This window comes from Limnohabitans sp., from assembly GCF_030158565.1.
In the GTDB taxonomy this organism is placed as follows: domain Bacteria; phylum Pseudomonadota; class Gammaproteobacteria; order Burkholderiales; family Burkholderiaceae_C; genus Limnohabitans_A.
Genome location: NZ_JAOASQ010000002.1, coordinates 1 through 22,627 on the forward strand (window position 1 = coordinate 1; position 22,627 = coordinate 22,627).

At 61.2% G+C, this 22,627-nt stretch carries 23 protein-coding genes; 13 read left to right on the forward strand and 10 right to left on the reverse strand.

Annotated features, from left to right (window positions below; genetic code table 11):
• Both Q1W40_RS00020 and Q1W40_RS00025 read right to left on the reverse strand, forming a co-directional pair.
• The coding region (locus tag Q1W40_RS00020; RefSeq protein WP_300707530.1) for an AMP-binding protein at window positions 1–955 on the reverse strand (955 nt) is incomplete at its 3' end.
• 96 nt (window positions 956–1,051) lie between these two features.
• Window positions 1,052–1,858: a crotonase/enoyl-CoA hydratase family protein gene (locus Q1W40_RS00025; RefSeq protein WP_300707532.1), complete on the reverse strand. Its 807-nt coding sequence runs from the start codon at window positions 1,856–1,858 to the stop codon at window positions 1,052–1,054.
• A gap of 198 nt (window positions 1,859–2,056) precedes the next feature.
• On the opposite strand from Q1W40_RS00025, the gene Q1W40_RS00030 reads away from it, so the two are divergent.
• Both Q1W40_RS00030 and Q1W40_RS00035 read left to right on the forward strand, forming a co-directional pair.
• The gene (locus Q1W40_RS00030) at window positions 2,057–2,929 is read left to right on the forward strand and encodes an amidohydrolase family protein (protein WP_300707534.1); all 873 of its coding nucleotides are present in this window, start codon (window positions 2,057–2,059) and stop codon (window positions 2,927–2,929) included.
• Between the two features lie 134 nt (window positions 2,930–3,063).
• Window positions 3,064–3,420 (forward strand): hypothetical protein, encoded by a 357-nt coding sequence (locus tag Q1W40_RS00035; RefSeq protein WP_300707536.1) that lies wholly within the window; start codon window positions 3,064–3,066, stop codon window positions 3,418–3,420.
• A 12-nt stretch (window positions 3,421–3,432) separates the two neighbouring features.
• Here the strand turns inward: Q1W40_RS00035 and Q1W40_RS00040 are convergent, their stop codons facing one another.
• From Q1W40_RS00040 to Q1W40_RS00075, 8 genes are all read right to left on the reverse strand, one after another.
• Window positions 3,433–4,794 carry an MATE family efflux transporter gene (locus Q1W40_RS00040; protein ID WP_300707538.1) on the reverse strand — a complete coding sequence of 454 codons (1,362 nt, stop codon included), beginning with the start codon at window positions 4,792–4,794 and terminating at the stop codon, window positions 3,433–3,435.
• 65 nt (window positions 4,795–4,859) lie between these two features.
• Window positions 4,860–5,201, reverse strand: coding sequence for an ATPase with chaperone activity (locus Q1W40_RS00045; protein ID WP_300707540.1), 342 nt, complete (start codon window positions 5,199–5,201; stop codon window positions 4,860–4,862).
• Window positions 5,202–5,208: 7 nt separating this feature from the next.
• On the reverse strand, window positions 5,209–5,547 hold the full coding sequence (locus tag Q1W40_RS00050; protein ID WP_108326551.1) for a zinc ribbon domain-containing protein YjdM: 339 nt from the start codon (window positions 5,545–5,547) through the stop codon (window positions 5,209–5,211).
• Between the two features lie 45 nt (window positions 5,548–5,592).
• Window positions 5,593–6,414, reverse strand: a complete 822-nt coding sequence (locus Q1W40_RS00055) for an NAD(P)-dependent oxidoreductase (protein ID WP_300707582.1) — start codon at window positions 6,412–6,414, stop codon at window positions 5,593–5,595.
• Between the two features lie 14 nt (window positions 6,415–6,428).
• Complete coding sequence (locus Q1W40_RS00060; protein WP_300707584.1) at window positions 6,429–7,193, reverse strand: aldolase/citrate lyase family protein; 765 nt, start codon at window positions 7,191–7,193, stop codon at window positions 6,429–6,431.
• A gap of 10 nt (window positions 7,194–7,203) precedes the next feature.
• Complete coding sequence (locus tag Q1W40_RS00065; protein WP_300707739.1) at window positions 7,204–8,133, reverse strand: 2-hydroxy-3-oxopropionate reductase; 930 nt, start codon at window positions 8,131–8,133, stop codon at window positions 7,204–7,206.
• Window positions 8,134–8,145: 12 nt separating this feature from the next.
• Window positions 8,146–9,483 carry a glucarate dehydratase gene (gene gudD, locus Q1W40_RS00070; protein ID WP_300707586.1) on the reverse strand — a complete coding sequence of 446 codons (1,338 nt, stop codon included), beginning with the start codon at window positions 9,481–9,483 and terminating at the stop codon, window positions 8,146–8,148.
• An 82-nt stretch (window positions 9,484–9,565) separates the two neighbouring features.
• Window positions 9,566–10,300, reverse strand: a complete 735-nt coding sequence (locus Q1W40_RS00075) for a FadR/GntR family transcriptional regulator (protein ID WP_300707588.1) — start codon at window positions 10,298–10,300, stop codon at window positions 9,566–9,568.
• 120 nt (window positions 10,301–10,420) lie between these two features.
• Between Q1W40_RS00075 and Q1W40_RS00080 the strand changes: the two genes are divergently transcribed.
• The 11 genes from Q1W40_RS00080 to Q1W40_RS00130 all read left to right on the forward strand — a co-directional run bounded on the left by Q1W40_RS00080 (window position 10,421) and on the right by Q1W40_RS00130 (window position 22,571).
• On the forward strand, window positions 10,421–11,329 hold the full coding sequence (locus Q1W40_RS00080; RefSeq protein ID WP_300707590.1) for an SMP-30/gluconolactonase/LRE family protein: 909 nt from the start codon (window positions 10,421–10,423) through the stop codon (window positions 11,327–11,329).
• Window positions 11,330–11,365: 36 nt separating this feature from the next.
• On the forward strand, window positions 11,366–12,328 hold the full coding sequence (locus Q1W40_RS00085; protein WP_300707592.1) for a TRAP transporter substrate-binding protein: 963 nt from the start codon (window positions 11,366–11,368) through the stop codon (window positions 12,326–12,328).
• Between the two features lie 62 nt (window positions 12,329–12,390).
• The gene (locus Q1W40_RS00090; RefSeq protein WP_300707594.1) at window positions 12,391–12,879 is read left to right on the forward strand and encodes a TRAP transporter small permease; all 489 of its coding nucleotides are present in this window, start codon (window positions 12,391–12,393) and stop codon (window positions 12,877–12,879) included.
• A 2-nt stretch (window positions 12,880–12,881) separates the two neighbouring features.
• Complete coding sequence (locus Q1W40_RS00095) at window positions 12,882–14,171, forward strand: TRAP transporter large permease (protein WP_300707596.1); 1,290 nt, start codon at window positions 12,882–12,884, stop codon at window positions 14,169–14,171.
• Window positions 14,172–14,184: 13 nt separating this feature from the next.
• Window positions 14,185–15,762: a galactarate dehydratase gene (garD, locus tag Q1W40_RS00100; RefSeq protein ID WP_300707598.1), complete on the forward strand. Its 1,578-nt coding sequence runs from the start codon at window positions 14,185–14,187 to the stop codon at window positions 15,760–15,762.
• A gap of 83 nt (window positions 15,763–15,845) precedes the next feature.
• Window positions 15,846–16,787: a tripartite tricarboxylate transporter substrate binding protein gene (locus tag Q1W40_RS00105; RefSeq protein ID WP_300707741.1), complete on the forward strand. Its 942-nt coding sequence runs from the start codon at window positions 15,846–15,848 to the stop codon at window positions 16,785–16,787.
• A 137-nt stretch (window positions 16,788–16,924) separates the two neighbouring features.
• Complete coding sequence (locus Q1W40_RS00110) at window positions 16,925–17,953, forward strand: LacI family DNA-binding transcriptional regulator (RefSeq protein ID WP_300707600.1); 1,029 nt, start codon at window positions 16,925–16,927, stop codon at window positions 17,951–17,953.
• 130 nt (window positions 17,954–18,083) lie between these two features.
• The gene (gene kdgD, locus Q1W40_RS00115; RefSeq protein ID WP_300707602.1) at window positions 18,084–18,995 is read left to right on the forward strand and encodes a 5-dehydro-4-deoxyglucarate dehydratase; all 912 of its coding nucleotides are present in this window, start codon (window positions 18,084–18,086) and stop codon (window positions 18,993–18,995) included.
• A 34-nt stretch (window positions 18,996–19,029) separates the two neighbouring features.
• The gene (locus tag Q1W40_RS00120) at window positions 19,030–19,983 is read left to right on the forward strand and encodes a tripartite tricarboxylate transporter substrate binding protein (protein ID WP_300707604.1); all 954 of its coding nucleotides are present in this window, start codon (window positions 19,030–19,032) and stop codon (window positions 19,981–19,983) included.
• 66 nt (window positions 19,984–20,049) lie between these two features.
• Window positions 20,050–21,384, forward strand: a complete 1,335-nt coding sequence (gudD, locus tag Q1W40_RS00125) for a glucarate dehydratase (RefSeq protein ID WP_300707606.1) — start codon at window positions 20,050–20,052, stop codon at window positions 21,382–21,384.
• Window positions 21,385–21,470: 86 nt separating this feature from the next.
• Entirely contained in the window at window positions 21,471–22,571 is a 1,101-nt protein-coding gene (locus tag Q1W40_RS00130) for an SMP-30/gluconolactonase/LRE family protein (protein WP_300707608.1), read from the forward strand.
• Window positions 22,572–22,627: the final 56 nt, after the last annotated feature.

Sequence of the window (22,627 nt, forward strand, 5' to 3'; positions counted from 1 at the left end):
AGCCGGTGGGCACGTTGAAGTACACCGTGGGCGCGATCTCGCGCAGGTTGCGCAGGGTCTCGCCGATCAGCGCCGGTGTGGGCTTGCCGTCGTCGATGTAGAGCGTGCCGCCGTGGTAGATCGCCATGCCGACGTTGTGGTTGCCACCGAAGGTGTGGTTCCATGGCAGCCAGTCGACCAACACCAGCTCTTTTTCGGCCAGCACCGGCATGGACTGGGCCATTTGCTGCTGGTTGGCGCACCACAAGCGCTGGGTGTTGATGACGGCCTTGGGCAGCTTGGTGGAGCCGCTGGTGAACAAAAACTTGACGATGGTGTCGGGGCCGGTGGCGGCAATGGCTGCGTCCACAGCGGGTGTGGCCACCGTGGCGCACAGGCTGTCAAAGGTGGTGACTGGGCGGCCATCCACGCCGCCTTCGACCATGACGACTTCCATGTCGTCGCTCACTGTGGCGGCAATGGCTTTGGCGTAGCGGGCGTCAGACGCGAACACCAGGCCTGGCGTCACGGTCTTGAGCACGTGCTTGAGCTTGTCGTAGTCCACGCTGACCAGCGAGTAGGGCGGCGAGGTGGGCACAAAAGGCACACCGGCCACCATGGCGCCCAAGGCCAGCAGGGCGTGCTCCAGGCTGTTTTCGCTCAGGATGACCACGGGACGCTCGGCGTTCAGACCGCGGTCGATCAGGCCTTGTGCAATGTTGCGCGCCGTGGCCCAGGCCTGGGCGTAGGTGATGTGCTTCCAGTCGCCCGTGGTGCCGTCGGCCTGCTTGACGCGGCGCGCCATGAAGCTGTGCTCGGGCTTGGTTTGGGCCCAGTGTTGCAGGCGGTCGGTCATGCGCTCGGCAAAGGGCTGCAAAGGCTGCTCGGCCGTCAGGTAATGCGTGCCGGGCACGCCATCGCGCAGGGTGACGCGGGTGACACCGAACTTCAGTGGGCGGAATTTGGGGGCGTTCATGTTTTGTCTCCGTACGATCAGTGTCTGGTCATCCCCGTGAAGATGGGGCTCCATGTCTGAGAGGGATTCCCGCATGCGCGGGAATGACACTTGTTTTCAGCTTTTTTGCACCTTCGCCGCCTTGCCTTCGAGGAAGGCGCGCACACGGGCTTTGGCTTCGGGCGCGGACTGGGCGATGGAGGCCATCAGCGCTTCGGTGAACAGGCCGTGGTCCGCAGGTTGCTCGGCAATGCGGGGCAGGGCGTGGGTCAGGGCAAAGTTGGTCAGTGGCGCATTGGTGGCAATGCGGGCGGCCAGCTCAATGGCCTTGGTCAAAGCCGTGCCAGTGGGCACCAGGTACTGTGCAAAGCCCACGCGCTCGCCGTCTTGCGCGTTGTACACGCGGCCAGTCAGCATCATGTCGGTCATGCGGGCCGCGCCGATCAGCTTGGGCACGCGCACCGAGCCGCCACCACCGACGAAGATGCCGCGTGTGCCTTCGGGCAGCGCGTAAAAAGTGCTTTCGTCGGCCACGCGGATGTGCGAGGCGGAAGCCAGCTCCAGGCCGCCACCGACCACCGCGCCGTGCAGGGCCGCCACCACGGGCACGCGGCCTTGCTCGACCGCGTTGAGCGCGACGTGCCAGCTGCGTGAGTGGTGGATGCCTTCACCGGCGTCGCGCTCTTTGAGTTCGGACAAATCGAGGCCGGCGCAAAAATGGTCGCCTTCACCGTGGATCACGGCCGCACCAGCCTCTGGGGGCAGGTTTTGGAACACATCGCGCAGCGCTTCGATCAGGCCGTCGCTCAGGGCGTTGCGCTTGGCAGGGCGGCACAGACGCACCACAGCGACAGCGCCTTGCATTTCCAAAACAACGCCGTTGGCGGCTGCACGGTCAAGGATGGGATTGCTTTGCTGGGTCATCAGGGGGGCTCTCAAATGACTTGACCGAAAGGTCAAGAAGGTTATTATTGATAACGATATTGTGAGCAGGCCAATGCAATTTCTTTCTTGGGGATTTCCCTAGGTTGGGCATCAAAAACGGCCAAACGCCTGCAAGTTACAGCCTGTTTGCGCCGCATCGGCTATCGTCAGCACCACTTCAATGGAGACGCACCCACCATGAAACACCAAGACTTGATCGCGATTGACATCCACACCCACGCCGAAGTGAGCTGCTGGAACCCCTTTGACAACTACGGCGAGGAATACGACCGCGCCGCCGACAAGTTCTTTGGCAGCAACCGCCGCCCGACCATCGAAGAAACCGTGGCCTATTACCGAGAGCGCAAGATCGGTCTGGTCATGTTCACCGTCGACAGCGAATCGCAGCTGGGCCGCCGCCGCATTCCCAACGAAGAGATCGCCAAGGCTGCACGCGACAACAGCGACATGATGATCGCCTTTGCCAGCATCGACCCGCACAAAGGCAAGATGGGCGCCCGCGAGGCCGAGCGCCTGATCAAAGAAGAGGGCATCAAGGGCTTCAAGTTTCACCCCACGGTGCAGGGTTACCACCCTTACGACAAGATGGCCTGGCCCATCTACGAGGTCATCAACCAGTACAAGATGCCCGCGATCTTTCACACCGGGCACAGCGGCATCGGCTCGGGCATGCGCTGTGGCGGTGGCTTGCGCCTGGCCTACAGCAACCCCATGCACCTGGACGATGTGGCCATCGACTGGCCCGACATGCAGATCGTCATGGCGCACCCCAGTTTTCCGTGGCAAGACGAGGCCCTGTCCGTGGCCACGCACAAGCCCAATGTCTGGATCGACCTGTCGGGCTGGAGCCCCAAGTACTTTCCAAAGCAATTGATCCAGTACGCCAACACGCTGCTCAAAGACCGCATTTTGTTTGGCAGCGACTACCCACTCATCACGCCCGAGCGCTGGATGAAGGACTTTGAAGTCGCCGGTTTCCGCCCCGAGGTGATGCCCGGCATCTTGAAGGACAACGCGGTGCGTTTGTTGGGGCTGGACAAAGCCGCATGAAGACGCGCCTGCCCACGCATTGTCCGGGCATGACTGTTTGTTGACGTGGGTCAAGTTTCACTTGGCCCGTAGCCTCTGATGCGGTGCAGCTTGCCCTAGACTTTCCTTTTAAATTTTCCAAAAGGTGAAAGCCCATGAAAAGATTTTTAGCCATCGCGCTGTTCTTTTGTTCGGCCCACACCCATGCCTACGATGGCTTGACCAGTGAGTTGAGCCATGCTGCCGGCGGCGCCTTGCTGGCAGGCGCCGTGGCCAAGATCTACAGTGAATCGGAAAACCGGGCGTGGATCGGCTTTGCCGTGAGCACGGCTGCGGTGGTGCTGGAGCAGGGCTACGAAATTTCGCGTGGCGCCAATCGCAACAGCCAGATCAAGGACATGGCCTGGCACGCCTTGGGTTCGGCGCTGGGGGCTTGGGCCACCGACAAGTACTTGCTGGTGCCGGTCGTGAACCGCACGTCGGTTGGCCTGTTGATGGTGCATACCTTCTGAGCGGGGCACACCTCAGGCTTTTCGGGTGGCGCTCCAGGGCGTGACCTTCACGGCCAACGCCGTGACCGCGCCATACAGCACCATGGCGATGGCCACCAAACCATAAAAGTTGTCGGCCGTGCCTTGGTGTTGGGCCAGCCAGTAACCCGCACCGGCGACCATCAGCAAACGCACCGTGCCCGCCAAGACAGGGCCAATGACTTGGCCTGCGCCTTGCGATGCAAAGTAGAGCGTCAGGCCCAGGCCAAAGAAGGGAAACGCAGGCCCGGCCGTGACCAGGTATTGCCGTGCATAGCCGAGCACTGCCGGGTCTTGCGAGAACAAGCGGGACCACAACTCGGGCGCCAGGGTGACCACGGCGCCAATCACGGCCAGGTTGAAGGCCGACACGCCACCGGCCACCCAGGCCACGCGCCGTGCGCGGGCCGCGTTGCCTGCGCCCATGGCCATGCCCACCATGGGCACCGAGGCCACGCCAATGCCAAAGGCGATCGGGATCAACAAAAATTCCAGCCGCTGGCCGATGCCGTAACCGGCCAGGGCTTCGGTGCCCAGTTGCGCCAGCATGCCGGTGAAAATCAAAATGGCCAGCACCGACTGAACCGGGGATAGACAGGCCACCGCGCCCACTTTGAGGATGTCGGCAAACATGCCGCGCTGCATTTCAAAGGCTTGCAGCTTCAGGCTCAGGCGGCCTTGCCCACTTGTCAGGTACCACAGGAAATACGCCACCCCCAAAGCGGTGGCGATGATGTGGCCCCAAGCCACGCCCACCATGCCCATGGCCGGGATCGGGCCCGCGCCCAGCGACAGCATGCCGCCCAGCACGATTTGCAAACCGGCGGTGGCCACCAGCGCCACCGAAGGCACCCGCATGTTGCCGGTGCCGCGCACAACAGACGCCAGGGTGTTGATCAACCAGACGAAGAGCGCCCCCGCAAACAGCACTTGGGCATAGCCCACAGCTTCGCTCAGCACGGCGTCTTTGCCGCCCAGTGCGCTGTAAAAGCCGGGGCCCCAGATCAGGAAGATGGCGCTGTAGACCAAGCCCGCGCCGATGCCGATCAGCAAGGCATGTTGCAGCAGGGTTTGGGCGCGGGGCAAGTCCGATGCGCCCAGCGCCCGGCTGATGGCCGCGGACACGCCGCCGCCCATGGCGCCGGCCGACATCATCTGCGTGAGCATGGCAAAGGGAAACACCAGGGCCATGGCCGCCAGCGGCGCGGTGCCCAAGCGGCCCACGTAATAGGTCTCGGCAATGCCCACCAGCACCGTCATGACCATGGCCAGCACATTGGGTGCAGCCAGGCGCAGCAAGGTGGGCAAGATGGGGCCGTGCAGCATGCGCTGCAGATCGTTTTGCGGTGTGCTCATGCCCGCATCTTGGCAGCAAGTGCGGCCCAGATGGTGGACTTAGGCGACAAGGGCGGGGTGCAGGATCAGACCACAGGGTCTGCTGTCGGCGGACTTTGCAGCAGCTGGTCGATGGGCCAGTTCAGCAACTCGCCCAGGCGACACACCACCCAACGGGCTTCGACGGGCGACACCACCGCAGGCTCGGCCAGCAGGCCCAGCTCGCATTGCGTCAGCACCAGCTCTTCGGTGATGCCCAGTGTGAACTGCATGTTGGCGGCCTTTTCGGTCAGCAAATTGGCCAGGTCTTCGCACAGCTCGTAGCGCTCGGCCATCTCGCGGTGGCCGATGTTGGGCTTGATCTTGCCTGGCGGCACATACAGTGCCGTGAAGCTCTCGGGCAGGTAGATCTGGTTGTCGTCGCTCATGCCCGGGTCAGGCTTTTTTGACGAATTCGGTTTTGAGCTGCATCGGGCCAAAGCCTTCGATCTTGCAGTCGATGTCGTGGTCACCCTCGATCAGGCGGATGTTCTTGACCTTGGTGCCGACCTTGACGACGGAAGACGATCCCTTGATCTTCAAGTCCTTGACCAGGGTGACGGTGTCGCCGTCTTGCAGCACGTTGCCGTTGGCGTCTTTCCAGACCTTGGCCACATCAGCGGCAGCGGCTTCGGCAGGGTTCCATTCGTGCCCGCAGCTGGGGCAGATCAACAGGTTGCCATCTTCGTAGGTGTATTCGTCGTGGCATTTCGGGCAGGCGGGCAGGGTGCTCATGGGGTTTCCTTTTCGGGCTGGAGGATACCCCATGCGCAGCCGTCCTTATCCGTGCGGAGTGGCTTTCACAAACGCACCACCTTGGTAAATGGCCGCCGGGTCCTTCGTGTCGATCACGGGCTGGCGTGCTTCCACCGCGCTGCGGAACACGTCTGACGAATCTTGCGGCCGGTAGCCGATGTGCTTGGCATGGGTGTTGTCCCACCAGGTGGTCTGGTTGTCCGACATGCCGTAAATGATGCTGTGGCCCACGATGGGGGCAGTCAGGGCCGCCACGATCAAACGTTCCAGATCGTCGTAGCTCAGGTAGGTGGCCAGCATGCGGCGGTCTTTGGGTTCGGTAAACGACGAGCCGATGCGGATGCTCACCGTCTCGATGCCCCAGCGGTCCCAGTACAGCTGCGCCAAGTCTTCGCCAAAGGCTTTGGACAGGCCGTAAAAGCCATCGGGCTTGGGCGGCATGCGGGTGTTGACCACCTCGTCTTGCCGGTAAAAGCCGGTCACGTGGTTGGAGCTGGCAAACACGATGCGTTTGACACCCTTCAGGCGTGCGGCTTCGTACAGGTTGACCATGCCCACGATGTTGCCCGCCAGGATGGGCGCCCAGGGCTGCTCGGTGGACACGCCCCCCATGTGCACCACGGCGCTCACGCCATCGAGCAGGGCCATCATCTGGTCGGCGTCTTCCAGCGCAGCGGTTTGCACTTCCTCGCCAGCGGCGGCCGCGCCCAGGTCGCGGCGGTGGCTCACGCGCAGCACCTCGCAATAGGCCTTCAGGCGGGGGCGCAGCTCCTGGCCCAGGTTGCCGCCAGCGCCGGTGAGCAGCAGGCGGGGGAACTTCAAGGGGGATGCGGGTGGGTTGAGCATGGTGTTCTGTGTGTTCAGTTTTTGAAACGATCGGCCAGGGCTTGGGCGCTGTCGCGCAGCACGTTCTGGTCGGCCCCCACGGCCACAAACAGGCAGCCTTGCGCCACATAGTGCTTGGCCAGGGCTTCGTCGCCCGTCAAGATGCCTGCGGCCTTGCCGCACGCTTGGATGCGGGCAATCGCCTCGTCAATGACCTTGAGCACTTCCGGGTGCTTGGGGTTGCCCAAGTGGCCCAAAGCCGCAGACAAATCGCCAGGGCCGATGAAGACGCCATCGACGCCTTCGACGTTGGCAATCTCCTCGATGTTCTTCAGGCCTTCGATGGTCTCGACCTGCAGCAGCACGCAAATTTCTTCAGCGCTGCGCTGGGCATAGCCTTTGACACGGCCGTAGTTGCTGGCGCGGGGCGCACCGGCATAGCCACGCACGCCTTGCGGTGGATAGCGCGTATACGACACCGCGTTGCGCGCTTCTTCGGCGGTCTGGATGTAGGGCACCAAGAGGGTTTGCACCCCGATGTCGAGCAAACGCTTGAAGGTCACCATGTCGTTCCACGGGGGGCGCACGATGGGCGTGGCCGTGCCGCCTTGCATGGCCTGCAGCTGGGCCAGCACATCGGGCACTTCGTTGGGCGAGTGCTCCATGTCCAAGAGCAGCCAGTCGTAGCCGCAGTGGGCCAGGATCTCGATGCTGATGGGGCTGCACAGGTGCGACCACAGGCCGATTTGTTTTTGGCCATTCAGGATGGCGTGCTTAAAACGGTTGATGGGGAAGTCCATGGGGCGCTCCTTAAACGGCAGAAGGATTGGCAGGGGTCGGGCTGATCTGGAAGTTGGCGGCGATCTCCAAAGCGCGCACCAGGCCGGAGTGGTCCCAGCCTGCGCCACCGTGGGCCACGCAGCTGCTCATCAGCTGCTGGGTGCTGGCGGTGTTGGGCAGGCTCAGGCCCATGGCCTTGGCGCCTTCCAGCGCCAGGTTCAGGTCTTTTTGGTGCAGCTCGATGCGGAAACCCGGGTTGAAGGTGCGCTTGATCATGCGCTCGCCATGCAGCTCCAAAATGCGGCTGGTGGCCAAGCCGCCCATCAGGGCCTGGCGCACTTTGGCGGGGTCGGCACCGGCTTTGGCGGCAAACAACAGCGCTTCGCCCACGGCCTCAATGTTGAGCGCCACGACAATCTGGTTGGCCACTTTGCAGGTCTGGCCGCTGCCGTTGTCGCCGATCAGGGTGATGTTCTTGCCCATCAGCGCAAACAGGGGCTGCACCTTGTTGAAGGTGGCTTCGCTGCCGCCCACCATGATGGTCAGGCTGGCTGCCTTGGCGCCCACTTCACCGCCCGAGACGGGTGCGTCCAGGTAGTCGCAGCTTAGGGCGTTGATCTTGGCCGCGAACTCTTTGGTGGCGATGGGCGAGATGGAGCTCATGTCCACCACGGTTTTGCCTGTGCTGATGCCCTGGGCGACGCCGTTGGCACCAAACAGCACATCGGCCACATGGGGCGTGTCGGGCACCATGGTGAAGATGATGTCGGCTTTTTGCGCGACTTCGGCGGGGCTGGCGCAGGCCTGTGCGCCTTGCGCAACCACGGCGGCAGGCACGCCGCTGCGCGAAAAAGCAAAGACCTCGTGGCCACCGGCCAGCAAGTGTCCGGCCATGGGTGCGCCCATGATGCCCAAGCCAATGAATCCGAGTTTCATGATGTTTCCTTCTTTGGAGTGAATGGCCTTGGGTGCTCAGCGCACCATGCTAGGCATCTTGTTGTTGAACTTCCAGCCGGGGATCAGGTATTGCATGGCGATGGCGTCATCGCGTGCGCCCAGGCCGTGTTGCTGGTAAAGCTGATTGGCTTTCATCACCGCGTCCATGTCCACCTCGATGCCCAGGCCCGGTTTGGCGGGCACATCGACGTAGCCGCCCTTGATTTGCAGCGGGTCTTTGGTCAGGAACTGGCCGTCTTGCCAGATCCAGTGCGTGTCGATGGCCGTGACCTTGCCGGGTGCCGCCGCGGCGCACTGGGTGAACATGGCCAGCGAAATGTCGAAGTGGTTGTTGGAATGCGAGCCCCAGGTCAGGTCGTACATCTGGCACAGCTGCGCCACGCGCACCGAGCCTTGCAGCGTCCAGAAATGCGGGTCGGCCAGTGGAATGTCCACCGACTGCAGCTGGATGCTGTGGGCCATTTCGCGCCAGTCGGTGGCGACCATGTTGGTGGCGGTCAGCAAGCCTGTGGCGCGGCGGAATTCGGCCATGACCTCGCGGCCCGAGAACACGCCTTCTGCGCCGCAAGGGTCTTCGGCATAGGCCATGGTGCTGCGGTGGTCGCGCAGCAGCCGGATCGCGTCTTTGAGCAGCCAGCCGCCGTTGGGGTCGAGCGTGATGCGCGCTTGTGGAAAACGCTCATGCAAGGCCACCACGGCCTCGACCTCTTCTTCGCCGCGCAGCACACCGCCTTTGAGCTTGAAGTCCTGAAAGCCGTAGCGCGCTTGTGCGGCTTCGGCCAGGCGCACCACGGCGTCGGCCGTCATGGCTTTTTCGTGGCGCAGGCGCAACCAGTCGTCGGCCTGATCGGGCTCGCTGCGGTAGGGCAGGTCGGTTTGTTGTCGGTCACCCACATAAAACAGATAACCCAGCATTTGCACGCGCTGGCGCTGCTGGCCTTCGCCCAGCAAGGCGCACACCGGCACGTTCAGGTGCTGGCCCAGCAGGTCGAGCAGCGCGCTTTCCATGGCCGTGACGGCGTGGATGGTGGTGCGCAGGTCAAAGGTTTGCTGGCCCCGGCCACCGCTGTCGCGGTCGGCAAACTGTTGGCGCATGGCCTGCAGCACCCCGTTGTACTGGCCAATTGGCTGGCCTTCAACCATGGGGCGTGCATCTTCCAGGGTCTGGCGGATTTTTTCGCCGCCGGGCACTTCGCCCACCCCGGTGTGGCCGGATGAGTCGGTCAGGATGACGATGTTGCGGGTGAAGAAGGGGCCGTGCGCGCCGCTGAGGTTCATCAGCATGCCGTCGTGGCCCGCCACGGGGATCACCTGCATGCGGGTGACGACAGGGGTGGAAGAAGGCTGGGACATGGGGGTGATGGCTGTTGATTTGACAGACATCGTACAACTTAAACCAGAATCGGGTGATGCGTGTTAACCCTTGTCAGCAACTTCAGTGGTGGCTGGATGCGCCTTTTTTGTGCCGGTCGCGGCTGTTGGATAGGTGGGTGCGCATGGCGGCGCGGGCCGACTCGGCGTCTTGTGCGGCAATCGCATTCAGGATGTTTTCGTGCTCCTGGTGCACCCGCCGCAAATAGGCCAGTCGGGTCGCATCGACGACGGGCGTAGTTTCCAGCCGTGCGCGGGGAATCGACTGCGATCCCAGCGAATTCATCATGTCGGCGAAGTGGTTGTTTTGCGTGGCGCGGGCGATTTCGTGGTGGAACTGAAAGTCCGCCGCGATGGCGTCTCGGCCTTCTTCGATGGCGCTTGAAAAGGCGCTCATGGCCTCTTGCATCACGCGCAGGTTGGCTTCGGTGCGGCGCACAGCGGCCAGCGCGGCGGCTTCGGTCTCGATGCTGATGCGCAATTCCAGCAGGGCAATCACATCGTGCAAAGTGCTCAGTTGGCCCGGGTTGACTCTAAAAGATGGCGACTCCGATTGCGCCAGCACAAAGGTGCCGATGCCGTGGCGCGTCTCCACCAGACCTGCGGCTTGCAGTTTGGAAATCGCCTCACGCACCACGGTGCGGCTCACGCCAAATCGCTCCATGATCGCTGCTTCGGTGGGCAGTTTTTGGCCACTGCTCAGGGTGCCGTTCTGGATTTCGGTGCTCAGCTGATCGACCAACTCAAAGGTCAGGCTGCGCGATTTGCGTTTTTCGGGGACGGCTTGCGGGGTGTTCATCGGGTAAGTACGCATTCCAGTTTGGAAGGGAGGCTCTCACAATCAACTTGTACGACAACCGATCACATTGAGCGCTTAATCGCAATGTAGCAGAACACCGCAGACCTTGGCCACTTTTTGATGAACGCTTACCAAACCATTGCCGACACGCAAGACCGCGTGGGGGAGTCCCCCGTGTGGGACGTGCGCGGCCAGCGCCTGTGGTGGGTGGACATCGAAGGCCCTTTCATCCGTTGCACAGAGCCGGGCGCATCTGCAGCAGTGCAATCCTGGCGCATGCCCGAGCGCGTGGGCTGCATCGCGCTCACGGCGGTGCCGGGTCAATTGATCGCGGCCATGGAAACCGGCATCGCTCGCGTCACGCTTCACGAAGGCGGACCCGTGGACATCGAATGGCTGGCCCACATCCAGCATCCCGCACCGGGCATGCGTTTCAACGATGGGCGTTGCGACGCCAGTGGCCGCCTCTGGGTGGGCACCATGGTGATGGACATGTCTTTGGCCTCTGACTTGGGCGGTCTGTATTGCCTGGACGAGCGGGGCCTGACAGGTCCGCACGTCACGGGCTTGCTCACACCCAATGGTCTGGGCATGAGCCCCGATGGGCGCACCTTGTATTTGTCGGACTCGCACCCCAAGGTGCAAAAAATCTGGGCCTTCGATCTGGAGGCTGCCAGCGGCACTTTGACGAATCGCCGACTGTTTGTGGACATGAACGACTGGCCCGGTCGCCCCGATGGCGCTGCGGTCGATGAGCGAGGTCATTATTGGATTTGCGGCAACGACGCCGGGCAGATCCATGACTTTGATACCCAAGGGCAGTGGCGCCAATCGCTCACGGTGCCCATGCCCAAGCCGTCCATGTGTGCTTTGGGTGGGGCCGACCTGGACCACATGTTTGTGACTTCGATCATCCCGGCGCAGACCACAGACGCCACGCGTGGCCAAAGTGGGGCGGTCATTGCCTTGCAGCCCGGCGTGCGTGGTTTGCCCGAGCCTGTGTTTTCCCGTTTTCCCGCAAGTGTGTAACGTGTTTTTCAAAAACTTAACCCTGGAGACAACACCATGAAACTCAACAAATCCCTGATGGCCATCGCGGCCGCTTTGGCCTTGTCCGCCCAAGCCACTGAATTCCGCTCGGCCGACATCCACAATTCGGATGACTACCCCACCGTGGTGGCGGTCAAGCACATGAGCACCGTGCTCGACAAGTTGTCGGGCGGCAAGCACAAGATCAAGGTCTTCAACAAAGGCGCTTTGGGTTCTGAAAAAGAAACCATCGACCAGGTCAAGATCGGCGCGCTGGATTTGGTGCGTGTGAACGTGGCCCCCATGAACGGCGTGTGCCCCATGACCATGGTGCCCACCATGCCCTTCTTGTTCCGCTCAGTGGACCACATGCGCAAGTCGCTGGACGGCCCTGTTGGCGCAGAAATCTTGAAGAGCTGCGAGTCTGTGGGTTATGTGGGCCTGGCCTTTTATGACAGCGGCGCACGCTCCATCTACGCCAAGAAGGCCATTAAAAACGTGGCCGATGCCAAGGGCTTGAAGATCCGCGTGCAGCAGTCCGACCTGTGGGTGGCATTGGTCAGCGCCATGGGCGCCAACGCCACACCCATGCCTTATGGCGAGGTCTACACAGGCTTGAAAACCGGCCTGATCGATGCCGCTGAAAACAACATCCCCTCCTTTGACACCGCCAAGCACGTGGAAGCCGTCAAGGTCTATTCCAAGACCGAGCACTCCATGGCCCCCGAGATTTTGGTGATGTCCAAAGTGGTGTGGGACAAGCTGCCAGCCAACGAGCAAGCCATGATCCGCCAAGCAGCCAAAGAGTCGGTGGCTGTGCAGCGCAAGGCTTGGGACGAAGCCGAAAGCAAATCATTGGCCAATGTGAAGGCTGCTGGTGCCGAGATTGTGGAAGTGGACAAAAAATCATTCCAAGCCGTGATGGCCCCTGTGTACGACAAGTTCATGACCACGCCCGACATGAAGCGCGCGATCAAAGCCATCCAAGACACCAAGTGATGGGCTGAAACTTTTGTGCATCCCCTGTGCCCCTGACATCGTGTCAGGGGCAGGAGTTTTTCATGTTCACCAAATTTTGCGCGACCATCTCCAAGATCTGTCTGATTCTTGCCGTGATCGGATTGATCGCCGTGATCCTGTGCGTGCAGTGGCAGGTCATCGGTCGCTATGTGCTCAACGACACGCCGACCTGGGCCGAAGCCCTGGCCATGTTGATCGTGCTGTTTGTCACCGCCTTTGGCTTGGCCGTGGGGGTGCGCGATGCGGGCCACATCGGCCTGGAGTCGTTGGTGGTCTTGTTGCCCGAAAAATGGCAACACCGCATCGAAATTTTGATCCACGCCCTGGTGGCTTTGTTTGGCTTTTTGATGGTGCAAGGCGGCTGGCTTTGGGCCAGTGCCAAGTGGGCGGAAAAAAAGCCCATGCTGCCCGTGCCCGATGGCATCGACTATGTGCCGGTGATCATCGCAGGCGCTTTGATTTTGCTCTTCTCCATTGAACACATTGTTGCGCTCGTGCAAGGCAAAGTGGTCGAACCTGTTTGGGACTGAACATGGAACTCACCGTTCTTGCGCTGAGCTTCACGCTCCTCTTGATTTTGGGCGTACCGGTGGCTTTTGCCATTGGCCTGTCCTCGGTGGCCACCATCATCGCGGCCGGTTTGCCGGTGGCCATGGTGTTTCAGAAAATGGTTGGGGGCATGCAGGTGTTCTCCTTCCTGGCCATTCCGTTTTTTGTGTTTGCCGGTGAGTTGATGCTCTACGGCGGCATTGCGGATCGCATCGTCCGTTTTGCCAACAGCCTGGTGGGCCATGTGCGTGGCGGTCTGGGCATGAGCAACGTGATCGGCTGTACCATCTTTGGTGGTGTAGCGGGCTCGCCATTGGCCGATGTGTCGGCCATGGGTTCGGTCATGATCCCGCTCATGAAGAAAGAAGGTTACGACGCCGACTACGCGGTGAACGTGACCACGCACGCTGCGCTGGTGGGCGCCATCATGCCCACCTCGCACAACATGATCATTTTCACGTTGGCTGCTTCGGGCCTGGCTTCGGTGAGCGTGCTGGGTTTGATTCTGGCGGGCCTGGCGCCCGCGATCATCTTGACGCTGTGCAATCTGGGCGCGGCCTATTGGGTGGCGGTGCGACGCGGTTACCCGATCCACGGCAACTTCCCCGGTTGGCTCGAAGTGCTCAAGTCCTTTGGCGCGGCCATGCCCGGCTTGTTTGTGGTGGTCATCATTTTGGGCGGCATCTTGTCGGGCGCTTTCACGGCCACCGAGTCGGCTTCCATTGCCGTGGCCTGGGCCTTGTTTGTCACGGTGATCGTTTACCGAACCTTGACCTTTCAGAATTTTCTCAAGGCCTGCGCCAAGGCCTGCAAAACCACCGGCGTGGTGTTGCTCTTGATCGGTATTTCCAACGCCTTCGGTTACTTCATGGCTCTGTACGAAGTGCCCCAGATGACCGGTGCGCTGATGCAAAAAATCAGCAGCGAGCCTTGGGTCATCTTCTTGATGATCAACATCTTGTTGTTCATCCTGGGCACCTTCCTCGACATGGCCGCAACCATCTTGATCTGCACACCGATCTTCATGCCGATTGCCATGCACTTTGGCATGGACCCGATGCAGTTCGGCATCATGCTGCTGATCAACTGCGCGCTGGGCCTGAACACGCCACCTGTCGGGTCGGTGCAGTTTGTGGGCTGCGCGATTGGCGGCATCTCGGTCGGGCAGGTCATGCGCACCATTGCGCCGTTCTACGGCGCTTTGACCCTGGCCATGCTGCTGGTGACCTATGTGCCGCAGTTCACGCTGTGGTTGCCGAATTTGCTCAAGTGATGAAGACCTGTTCATGAGTTCTACCCGTGCGCCTTTGGCGATCCGCATGCACCCGGCTGACAACGTGGCCATCATCGCCAACGACGGCGGCTTGCCTGCGGGTACCGTCATGCCCGAAGGGCCTGCAGCAGGCTTGACCCTGCGTGACAAGGTGCCGCAGGGGCACAAAGTGGCCCTGGTGGACCTCGCCCAAGGCCAGGCCGTGCTGCGCTACAACGTGCCGGTGGGCTATGCCCGCCAAGCCATTGCGGCAGGCAGCTGGGTGCACGAGCGCTTGCTCGACATCCCGCCCGCACGCGAACTGCAAGGCTTGCCCATGGCCACCGTGCAGCCTGCGCCGCCAACCCCGCTGGAAGGCTTCACCTTTGAAGGCTATGTCAACGCCGATGGCTCGGTCGGCACGCGCAATCTGCTGGCCATCACCACCACGGTGCAGTGCGTGGCGGGCGTGGTCAAGGTGGCGGTGGAGCGCATCGAGCGCGAGTTGTTGCCACTGTTCCCGCAGGTCGATGGCGTGGTGGGCCTGGAGCACACCTACGGCTGCGGCGTGGCGATCGATGCGCCCGGTGCCGAGATCCCGATCCGCACGCTGCGCCACATCAGCCTGAACCCCAACTTTGGCGGCGAGGTGATGGTGGTCAGCCTCGGCTGCGAAAAATTGCAACCCGATCGCTTGTTGCCTGCAGGCAGCTTCCCTATCCACGATGCCCGTGATGAAGGGCAGGGGCCTGACCTGGTCTGCCTGCAAGACGATGCGCATGTGGGCTTCATGTCCATGATCGAGCACATTGTGCAAAGTGCACGCCCGCACCTGGAGCGCTTGAACGCACGCCGCCGCCAGACCGTGCCGGCCAGTACCCTGGTGGTCGGTGTGCAGTGCGGTGGCAGCGATGCGTTTTCTGGCGTGACCGCCAATCCTGCCGTGGGCTACATGGCCGACCTGATCGTGCGCGCCGGTGGTACCGTGATGTTTTCAGAGAACACCGAAGTGCGCGATGCGGTGGAGCAACTCACCAGCCGCGCCGCCACGCCCCAAGTGGCCGAGGACATCGTGCGTGAACTTGGCTGGTACGACCAATATTTAGACCGTGGGCGTGTGGACCGCACCGCCAACACCACGCCGGGCAACAAGGCCGGTGGCTTGTCCAACATCGCCGAAAAAGCCATGGGCTCCATCATCAAGAGCGGCAGCTCGGCCATCGCCAGCGTGCTGGCCCCGGGCGACAAACTCAAGGCGGACCAAAAAGGCCTGGTGTTTGCCGCCACGCCTGCGAGCGATTTCATTTGCGGCACGCTGCAGTTGGCTGCAGGCATGAACGTGCATGTGTTCACCACCGGTCGCGGCACGCCCTATGGCTTGCAGGCTTGCCCCGTGGTCAAGGTAGCTACCCGCACCGACCTGGCCCGCCGCTGGCACGACCTGATGGACATGAACGCCGGGCGCATCGCTGACGGCGAGATCACCATCGAAGACGCCGGCTGGGAACTGTTCCGCATGATGCTGGACGTGGCCAGTGGCCGCAAAACCTGGGCCGAGCAGTGGAAGCTGCACAACGCCCTGGTGCTGTTCAATCCTGCACCCATCACCTGAACCACTTGATCACAACGAGGAGACATCCCATGACACAACGCCGCCAATTCATCCAGTCCGCCGTGGCCTGCGCCGCAGCCGCCATGGCACCCGCTGCCTTCAGCCAAGCAGCGCCCTGGCCCTCCAAGCCCATCAACTACCTGGTGGCTTTTCCGGCTGGGGGCACCACCGACATCCTGGCCCGTGTGGTCTCGCAAAAGCTGGGCACAGCGCTGGGCACCAACCTCGTCATTGAAAACAAGGGCGGTGCGGGTGGCAGCGTGGGCTCTGAGATCGCGGCTCGCGCGCCCGCCGACGGCTACAACCTGCTGGGCGGCACCATCAGCTCGCACGCCATCAACGTGAGCCTGTACCCCAAGCTGGGCTATGACCCCATCAAATCCTTCACGCCCGTCTACCTCTACGGCACCAACCCGGTGGTGCTGGTGGTGGCGGCCAACAGCCCTTACAAAACACTCAAAGACCTGCTGACGGCGGCCAAAGCCAACCCTGGCAAGTTGTCAGGCGCATCGGCCGGCAACGGCACTTCGCAACACTTGGCGCAAGAGTTGTTGGCCTTCAAGGGCGGCGTCAAATTCACCCATGTGCCCTACAAGGGCAGCGCACCCGCCATTCAAGACGTGATGAGCGGCCAAGTGGACTTCATGTTCGACACCACCGTGGTGGCCGGTGCCCACATCCAGAGCGGCAAACTGCGTGCCTTGGCCGTGACCTCGGCCAAGCGCTTGAGCGATTCGCTGCCCGATGTGCCCACCGTGGCCGAGTCAGGCTGGCCCGGCACCGCCGGTTTTGAAGTGGTGTCCTGGCAAGCGCTGTTTGCCCCCGCAGGCACGCCCAAGCCCATCGTGGACAAACTGCATGCCGAGATTTTGAAGATCATCCAGACCCCCGAGATGCAAGACCGCATCAAGGGGCTGGGCATGCAGCCTTCGACCTTGACGCCCGAACAAGTGCAGGCTTTCCAGAAAGCCGAAATCGACAAGTGGGCGCAGGTCATCAAGGCGGCGAACATCAAACTCGACTGAGCACGCGCCACGCAGCAAGCTGGCTGCTGTCTTGACGCCCCGCTGTGTTGGCCAGTGGGCATGCGGTCATGAAACGGATCTCCACACTGTGTGAGATCAGTTATAAATGACAGCGTTACCATTCTTGCAAGCCCAACATGTCGGACAAAGAGATCAGCAAAAAAACACGCCGAGGCACTGGCGCGGTCACATTGAGTGATGTGGCCAAGCTGGCCGGTGTGGCCCCCATCACGGCCTCGCGTGCGCTGAACACTCCCGATGTGGTGTCACCCGAGGTGCGCCAGCGTGTGCAAGACGCGGTGAGCAAAACTGGCTATGTGCCCAATCGCATGGCCGGTGGCCTGGCGTCCTCCAAAAGCAAACTCATTGCCGCGGTGGTGCCCAGCACCGTCAGTTCGGTGTTCATGGAAACCATCGAGAGTTTGAACGATGCCTTGTTTGATGCCGGTTACCAGTTGATGCTGGGTCAAACAGGTTACTCGGACGCGAGGGAAGAGCAGTTGCTGGAAGCCATCATTGGGCGTCGGCCAGATGGCATTTTTCTGACCGGCATCACCAAACCGGGCAAAGGGCGCACGCGTCTGGTGGCTTCGGGCATTCCGGTGGTGGAGACCTGGGATCTCACGCCCACACCTGTGGACATGCTGATTGGTTTCTCGCACAGCGACATCGGCCACTCTGTGGCCAGCTACCTCATGGCCAAAGGCTACAAACGCTTTGCGATCGTCAGCGGCAGCGATGAACGGGCCGACCGCCGACTGAAAGCGTTTTGTGCGGCAGTGTCTGCGCAAGGTTTGGCGGATGTGCATCTGGTGAAAGTCGGATCGTCCCGAACCCTTAAGCAGGGCAGGGTGGCCCTGAGTCAAATCCTGCAGGATGCACCGGCGACCGATGCGGTTTTTTGCAGCTCGGACTTGCTGGCGCTGGGGGTCATCACCGAGGCCAGGGCTCGCCAGATCAGCATTCCCCAACAATTGGCGGTGGTCGGCTTCGGCGATGCGCCCTTTGTCTCTGACATGCTGCCGGCGTTGACGACCGTTCGCATCAATGCGGGCCAGATCGGGCAAATGGCGGCGCAGTTCCTGATTGACCGCGCACAAGGCAGAGCGGTCGATCAGGCGGTGGTGGACGTTGGTTTCTCCGTCATTGAGCGCGAAACCGCTTGATCGGTAAAAACCCTTAGAAAACTCTTACCTGGATGCATTGACGGCACCAAATGGTACCGCTACCATTCAGTCCGTGTCGAAATGACAGCGCTACCATTTGAAACTCAACCCCCATTCAACAAGGACGACCATGAACCCGCAAGAACTCAAAACCATCATGTCCAGTGGACTGCTGTCATTTCCGTTGACCGATTTCGATGCCAACGGCGACTTCCATAAAAAAGGCTACATCGAGCGCCTGGAGTGGTTGGCGCCCTACGGGGCATCGGCCTTGTTTGCGGCAGGCGGTACGGGTGAATTCTTTTCGCTCACCGGCGAGGAATACCCGGAAATCATCCAAACAGCCGTTCAAACTTGCAAAGGCAAGGTGCCGATCATCGCGGGCGCTGGCGGCTCGACCCGCTTTGCCATCCAGTGCGCCCAAGAAGCCGAACGCCAAGGCGCACACGGGATTTTGTTGTTGCCGCATTACCTGACCGAAGCAGGTCAAGAGGGCCTGATCGCTCACGTCGAAGCCGTTTGCAAAAGCGTGAAGTTCGGTGTGATCGTCTACAACCGCAATGTGTGCAAGCTCACGCCCCAATCTTTGGCCATCCTGGCCGACCGCTGCCCCAACCTGATTGGCTTCAAGGACGGTGTGGGCGACATCGAGTTGATGTCCTCCATCTACATGAAGATGGGTGACCGTTTCGCTTACCTCGGTGGTCTGCCGACCGCAGAGGTTTACGCCGCAGCCTACAAGGCCTTGGGCACGCCTGTTTACTCCTCGGCGGTCTTCAATTTCATCCCCAAAACCGCGATGGATTTCTACCATGCGGTGGCCAACGATGACATGGCCACACAACACCGTTTGTTGCGTGATTTCTTCATGCCGTATCTGGCCATCCGCAACAAGACACAAGGCTATGCCGTGAGCATTGTCAAAGCGGGGGCCAAGATCGTGGGCCATGACGCAGGCCCCGTTCGCGCACCGCTGACCGACCTCAAACCCGAAGAGATGCAAGAGCTGGCCGCTTTGATTCAGAAGCTGGGCCCGCAATAAGCCGCCTTTCAAACACACACACAAGGAGACAAACATGAAAAAAATCTTGATGACCCTCTTGGCCGCCTTGTCGGTGGGAGCCGCATTTGCGTGGCCTGACAAAAACGTGAGCGTGGTCGTGCCCTTCCCCGCGGGGGGCTCGACCGACATGATCGGCCGCGCCATAGCGTCCAAACTGCAGGACAAATTTGGTGGTGTGTTCATTGTGGACAACAAGGCCGGGGCCACTGGCACCATTGGTGCGGGCATGGTGGCCAAGGCTGCCCCCGATGGCCACACCTTGCTGGTGGCTTCTTTGGGGCCTTACGTGGTTGCCCCCCACTTGCTGGCCAAAGTGCCTTATGACGCACTCAAGGACTTTGACTACATCACGGTGGCGGTTCAGGCCCCCAATGTGCTGGTGGTGCCTGCCAACTCACGCTTCAAAACTTTGGCGGAACTGATTGCCTATTTGAAAGCCAATCAGGACAAGGTGACGTTTGCGTCGTCGGGCAATGGCAGCAGCGATCACCTCACCGCCGAGTTGTTCTGGTTGCAAACCGGCACCAGTGGCTTGCATGTGCCCTATAAGGGCGGCAGCCCAGCCATCACGGACTTGCTGGGTGGCCAAGTGGATGCATCTTTTCAGAACATCAACGTGGTCATGCAGCACATCAGCGCGGGCAAGTTGCGCGCACTGGCCATCAGCAGTGCCAAACGTTCGCCGCTTTTGCCCACTGTGCCCACGCTGGAAGAGTCGGGTGTCAAGGATGCCAACGTGTATTCATGGCAAGCGGTTGCTGCACCCAAAGGTTTGCCCGCCGATTTGAAATCCAAGATCCATGCCGCCATCGTGGCGGGCTTGAACGAGCCACAGCTCAAAACCAAGCTGCTGGATTTGGGCTTTGAAATCGTGGGCAACACGCCCGAGCAGTTCACAGCCTTCCAGGCCGCCGAATATGCACGCTGGAAGCGGGTGATCCAGACGCGCAACATCAAGGCAGATTGATCAGATATCCCTCGATTTCAGGGGGCCTTGAGGCCGCCTGAATCACTTTCACATCGGAATACACCAATGACCTTATCCACCACGCCCAAGATCACGCAGCTGCAAGTCATTCCCGTGGCTGGCCATGACAGCATGCTGATGAATCTGTCGGGCGCGCATGGCCCGTTTTTCACGCGCAATATTTTGATCCTGACCGACAGTGCAGGGCGCACCGGCATTGGTGAGGTGCCGGGGGGCGAAAAAATCCGTGCCACGCTGCAAGAAGCCACCGACATGGTGGTGGGCCAGTCCGTTGGCAACGTGCAGGCGGTGCTCAACGCCATGCAACAGCGCTTTGCTGATCGGGATGTGGGTGGTCGGGGTTTGCAGACCTTTGACCTGCGCACCACCATCCATGCAGTGACCGCAGTCGAATGCGCCTTGCTTGACCTGCTGGGCCAACATCTGCAAGTGCCTGTGGCCGCCTTGCTGGGCGAAGGTCAGCAGCGCAGCTCGGTGGAGATGCTGGGCTATCTGTTCTTTGTGGGCGACCGCAGCCAGACCGACTTGCCTTACCGCACCGAGCTCGGTGCAGACGACGCCTGGTTCCGCTTGCGCAACGAAGTGGCCATGACGCCACAGGCCATTGTTCGTCTGGCCGAGGCCGCGCATGAAAAATACGGCTTCAACGACTTCAAGCTCAAGGGCGGCGTGTTGGCGGGCGAAGCCGAGATCGAAGCGGTCACGGCCTTGCACCAGCGTTTTCCTGAGGCTCGCGTCACGCTGGACCCCAATGGGGGCTGGCTGCTCAAGGACGCCGTGCGCCTGATGCGCGACATGCGCGGCGTGGTGGCTTATGCCGAAGACCCTTGCGGCGCGGAAGAGGGCTTCAGCGGCCGTGAGGTGATGGCCGAGTTCCGCCGGGCCACCGGTTTGCCCACGGCCACCAACATGGTCGCGACCGACTGGCGGCAGATGGCACATTCGCTGTCCCTGCAAAGTGTGGACATCCCCTTGGCCGACCCGCACTTCTGGACCATGGCCGGATCGGTGCGTGTGGCACAAACCTGCCGTGACTGGGGGCTGACCTGGGGCTCTCACTCCAACAACCACTTCGACATCTCCCTGGCCATGTTCACCCAGGTGGCCGCTGCCGCACCTGGCAAGGTCACGGCCATCGACACCCACTGGATCTGGCAAGACGGTCAAGGCTTGACCCAAGAGCCCTTGAAGATCATTCAGGGCCATGTGCAAGTGCCGCAAAAGCCCGGCTTGGGCATTGAGTTGGACATGGGCAAGGTGCAGGCCGCACACCAGCTGTATTTGGAGCACGGCCTGGGCGCACGCGATGATGCAGTCGCCATGCAGTACCTCATTCCTGGCTGGAAGTTTGACCACAAACGTCCATGCATGGTGCGCTGAGCACCGACCACCCGACCTGTTGGCCCAAGGCAGTGGGCTCCGAGCGGCCGGTTGCCGTCGATTCACAAACCCTTAGGAGACAAACCATGCACCCCAAAAAACTGAACCCCCGTCGCGATTTTCTGAAAGTGGCCGCTGGCGCAGGCTTGACTGCTGCGGGGGCTGCCGCCACGGCGCAGTCTTTCCCCTTCAGCATGAACCAGCGCTACCCTGATCCGGCGGTGCTGATCCTGGACCCCAGCTTTGCCAAGTACCGCATCTACAGCAGCACGGTGGAGCAGGTGGCCACAGGTTTTCGCTGGACAGAAGGTCCCACCTATTTCCCCAAGGGCGGTTACCTCTTGTTCAGCGACATTCCGAACAACCGGATCATGAAGTTTGACGAAGCCACAGGCAAAACATCGGTGTTCCGCGAGAAAGCCAACTACGCCAACGGCAACACGCGAGACCGTCAAGGACGATTGATCACTTGCGAGCATTCCGTGACCCGCCGTGTGACCCGCACCGAAGTCGACGGCAAGATTACCGTGCTGGCCGACCGCTTTGAAGGCAAGCGCCTGAATGCGCCCAACGACATCGTCGTGAAATCCGACGACACCATCTGGTTCACCGATCCTGTCTTCGGCATCAATGGCGAATGGGAAGGTGCCCGTGCCACACGCGAGCAGGCCAATACCAATGTGTTTCGCATTGGCACTGACGGTCAGTTGACTGCCGTCATCACCGATCTGGTCAATCCGAATGGCCTGGCCTTCTCGCCGGACGAAAAGAAACTCTATGTGGTCGAGTGGAAGGGCACGCCCAACCGCAGCATCTGGCGTTACGACGTCAACGCCGATGGCTCGGTGTCCAACAAAACCAAGCTGATCGATGCGGCCGACCAAGGGGCGCTCGACGGCTTCAAAGTGGACCGTGACGGCAATCTGTGGTGTGGCTGGGGCAGCAACGGTGCCTTGCAGGCCGAAGCCACTGAGGTGGGCGGACGCAAGGTCTTCCAGCTCAAGGGCAAATCGGAAGACCTCGACGGCGTCATGATTTTCAACCCCGAGGGCAAGGCCATTGGGTTCATCAAACTGCCCGAGCGTTGCGCCAACCTGACCTTTGGCGGCCCCAAAAACAACCGCTTGTACATGACCAGCTGCCATTCGGTTTATGCCCTGTATGTGGAAAGCCATGGCGCGGTCTGACGGCCTGCGCCGCGGGCTTGCTTAATGCCTGCTTGTGCGCTTGTGGGGCCGCAAGA

Bases quoted from the DNA above. Each gene is read 5' to 3' on its own strand.
- Q1W40_RS00025 (WP_300707532.1), bottom strand. From the start codon at position 1,858: ATGACCCAGCAAAGCAATCCCATCCTTGACCGTGCAGCCGCCAACGGC.
- Q1W40_RS00030 (WP_300707534.1), top strand. From the start codon at position 2,057: ATGAAACACCAAGACTTGATCGCGATTGACATCCACACCCACGCCGAA.
- Q1W40_RS00035 (WP_300707536.1), top strand. From the start codon at position 3,064: ATGAAAAGATTTTTAGCCATCGCGCTGTTCTTTTGTTCGGCCCACACC.
- Q1W40_RS00040 (WP_300707538.1), bottom strand. From the start codon at position 4,794: ATGAGCACACCGCAAAACGATCTGCAGCGCATGCTGCACGGCCCCATC.
- Q1W40_RS00045 (WP_300707540.1), bottom strand. From the start codon at position 5,201: ATGAGCGACGACAACCAGATCTACCTGCCCGAGAGCTTCACGGCACTG.
- Q1W40_RS00050 (WP_108326551.1), bottom strand. From the start codon at position 5,547: ATGAGCACCCTGCCCGCCTGCCCGAAATGCCACGACGAATACACCTAC.
- Q1W40_RS00055 (WP_300707582.1), bottom strand. From the start codon at position 6,414: ATGCTCAACCCACCCGCATCCCCCTTGAAGTTCCCCCGCCTGCTGCTC.
- Q1W40_RS00060 (WP_300707584.1), bottom strand. From the start codon at position 7,193: ATGGACTTCCCCATCAACCGTTTTAAGCACGCCATCCTGAATGGCCAA.
- gudD (WP_300707586.1), bottom strand. From the start codon at position 9,483: ATGTCCCAGCCTTCTTCCACCCCTGTCGTCACCCGCATGCAGGTGATC.
- Q1W40_RS00075 (WP_300707588.1), bottom strand. From the start codon at position 10,300: ATGAACACCCCGCAAGCCGTCCCCGAAAAACGCAAATCGCGCAGCCTG.
- Q1W40_RS00080 (WP_300707590.1), top strand. From the start codon at position 10,421: ATGAACGCTTACCAAACCATTGCCGACACGCAAGACCGCGTGGGGGAG.
- Q1W40_RS00085 (WP_300707592.1), top strand. From the start codon at position 11,366: ATGAAACTCAACAAATCCCTGATGGCCATCGCGGCCGCTTTGGCCTTG.
- Q1W40_RS00090 (WP_300707594.1), top strand. From the start codon at position 12,391: ATGTTCACCAAATTTTGCGCGACCATCTCCAAGATCTGTCTGATTCTT.
- Q1W40_RS00095 (WP_300707596.1), top strand. From the start codon at position 12,882: ATGGAACTCACCGTTCTTGCGCTGAGCTTCACGCTCCTCTTGATTTTG.
- garD (WP_300707598.1), top strand. From the start codon at position 14,185: ATGAGTTCTACCCGTGCGCCTTTGGCGATCCGCATGCACCCGGCTGAC.
- Q1W40_RS00105 (WP_300707741.1), top strand. From the start codon at position 15,846: ATGGCACCCGCTGCCTTCAGCCAAGCAGCGCCCTGGCCCTCCAAGCCC.
- Q1W40_RS00110 (WP_300707600.1), top strand. From the start codon at position 16,925: ATGTCGGACAAAGAGATCAGCAAAAAAACACGCCGAGGCACTGGCGCG.
- kdgD (WP_300707602.1), top strand. From the start codon at position 18,084: ATGAACCCGCAAGAACTCAAAACCATCATGTCCAGTGGACTGCTGTCA.
- Q1W40_RS00120 (WP_300707604.1), top strand. From the start codon at position 19,030: ATGAAAAAAATCTTGATGACCCTCTTGGCCGCCTTGTCGGTGGGAGCC.
- gudD (WP_300707606.1), top strand. From the start codon at position 20,050: ATGACCTTATCCACCACGCCCAAGATCACGCAGCTGCAAGTCATTCCC.
- Q1W40_RS00130 (WP_300707608.1), top strand. From the start codon at position 21,471: ATGCACCCCAAAAAACTGAACCCCCGTCGCGATTTTCTGAAAGTGGCC.